Origin of the sequence: Nocardia sp. CC201C, from assembly GCF_030010695.1 — a bacterium.
Lineage (GTDB): Bacteria > Actinomycetota > Actinomycetes > Mycobacteriales > Mycobacteriaceae > Nocardia > Nocardia otitidiscaviarum.
Genome location: NZ_JASCXP010000656.1, coordinates 1 through 2,432, shown reverse-complemented (window position 1 = coordinate 2,432; position 2,432 = coordinate 1). Strand labels below are relative to the sequence as shown.

The window sequence follows — 2,432 nt, the reverse complement described above, 5'->3', positions numbered from 1 at the left end:
ACCGGCGAGATTACTTGTCGTCCAGCGGAATCGGTGGCAGCACCGGATATTCACCGGTGTACCCGGCGCGCTCCGCGGCGATGGCCAACACCCGCCTGCGGGCGACGAGCCAGCCGACAGCGAGCGCCGGAACGATGATGGCCAGGCTGGCGACGGTCCAGGTGCCGACCGGGTAGTCGAAGGCCATGAGCACCAGCACACCGACCAGGAAGGCCAGGGTGGCGATGCCGGTCCAGGGCGCGCCGATCATCCGGAACGCCGGGCGCTCGGCGCGCCCCTCCTGCGACCAGCGGTACAACTTGAGCTGACACAGCACGATGGTGGCCCACGAGGCCAGAATTCCCAGCGACGCCACATTCAGCACGATTTCGAATGCCTGCGACGGCACGACGTAATTCAGCCAGATGCCGAACAGCGCGATACAACTGGTGAGCAGAATGCCGCCGTAGGGCACACCGCTGCGGGACATGCGCGCGGTGAAAGTCGGCGCACTGCCGTTCATGGCCATGGAACGCAGAATGCGCCCGGTCGAATAGAGTCCGGCATTGAGCGAGGACAGCGCGGCGGTGAGCACCACGAAGTTCATGATCGAACCCATGTGCGCCACACCGAGTTTGCCGAAGAACGTGACGAACGGGCTTTCGCCCGCCTGGTATGCGGTATACGGCAGCAGCAGGGCCAGCAGAATCACCGACCCGCAGTAGAACACCGCGATGCGCATGATGACCGAATTGATGGCGCGCGGCATGATCTTGGCCGGATTCTCGGTCTCACCGGCGGCGATACCCACCATTTCCACGGCGGCGTAGGCGAATACGACGCCGGAGGTGACCGTGATGAGCGGCAGCACGCCGGTCGGGAACCAGCCGCCCGCGGCTTCGACCATGCCGAACCCGGTGGGCTGGCCGTCGACCTCGAAGCGGCCCGCGAAGAAGATGGTGCCCACCACCAGGAAGCTGACCAGGGCGGCCACCTTGATCATGGCGGCCCAGAACTCCATCTCGCCGAACCACTTCACCGACACCAAATTGATGCCCAGCACGATGAGCAGCGCGCCGAGCGCCAGCACCCACTGCGCGACGGGCTGGAACGGCCCCCAATAGTGCAGATAGGTCGCGATGGCGGTGGTGTCGACAATGCCGGTCATGGACCAGTTCAGGAAATACATCCACCCGGCGACGAAAGCCGCCTTCTCCCCGAAGAATTCCCGCGCATAGGAGACGAAGGACCCCGACGACGGTCGGTGCAGCACCAACTCGCCGAGCGCCCGCAGAATGAAGAAGACGAAAATGCCGCAGACCAGGTAGACCAGGAACAGCGACGGTCCGGCGCTGTGCAGGCGACCGCCCGCACCGAGGAACAGGCCGGTGCCGATGGCGCCGCCGATGGCGATCATCTGCAACTGCCGCGGCTTGAGGCTCTTGTGATAGCCGGAGTCCTCCGCCGTGAGGTTGGTGGCCTGTGTCCGGATCTCGGTCATACGCCGGTTAACCCTCCGCAATCGTGTAGTGAGGCGTTGTGACGATACCTTGCCATTTACTGAGCACCACATCGCTGTCCCGACCGGGGCGGATGACGGTTCCAGCGGCATTTCGACGGTTCGCCACCTACCTGTCTTACAGGTTGCTTCGAGGACGCTCAACTTTGACCTCCCCCGACAGGGCACGCTTATTCGCCATCCGCCGCGAAAGCCCCGTCCACCGCGCCGCCCGGCGTTAGAGTCCGATCATGAGGCGTACGCGGAACTGGAGCGGCGCGGCCGCCGCCCTATTGCTCCTGCTCGGATTGGTCACGGCCTGTACGACCGGCCCGGAGAACGAGGCCGACGGCACCTGTGTGACGAGTGCCAACGGCACCCCGCTGACCGCCCGCGCCGCGCCCGGCGCGACCACCACGAATCTGAGCACCAATCCCGAGATCGCGTCCGGCTATCGCACCGGGATGACGCCGGTGCGCACGGCGACGTTCTCCGTCTCCACCGCCAATCCGCTCGCCACCGACGCGGCCTGCCGGGTGCTGCGTGACGGCGGCACCGCGGCCGATGCCCTGATCGCGGCGCAGACCGTGCTGGGGCTGGTGGAACCGCAGGCGTCGGGGATCGGCGGCGGGGCGTTCCTGCTCTACTACGACGCCGCCACCGGGGCCGTGGACGCCTACGACGGCCGTGAGACCGCGCCCGCGGCGGCCACCGAGAACTATCTGCGCTGGATCAGCGAGACCGATCGCACCGAACCGCAGCCGTCCACCCGCGCCAGCGGGCGTTCCATCGGCACCCCGGGCGTGCTGCGCATGCTGGAGCTGGCCCATCGCGAGCACGGCAAACAGTCGTGGCGGGAGCTGTTCGATCCCGCCATCGCCCTGGCCGATCAGGGCTTCGCCATCAGCCCCCGGTTGGCGGGCCAGATCGCGGAGTCGGCGGGCGGTAATGGCCC

General features: G+C 66.8%; 2 protein-coding genes. One reads left to right on the top strand and one right to left on the bottom strand.

Annotated elements, in window-relative coordinates; translation table 11 throughout:
* Window positions 1–10: 10 nt before the first annotated feature.
* Window positions 11–1,480, bottom strand: a complete 1,470-nt coding sequence (locus QK444_RS35570) for an amino acid permease (protein WP_282786420.1) — start codon at window positions 1,478–1,480, stop codon at window positions 11–13.
* A 248-nt stretch (window positions 1,481–1,728) separates the two neighbouring features.
* Between QK444_RS35570 and QK444_RS35565 the strand changes: the two genes are divergently transcribed.
* The coding region (locus QK444_RS35565) for a gamma-glutamyltransferase (RefSeq protein WP_282786419.1) at window positions 1,729–2,432 on the top strand (704 nt) is incomplete at its 3' end.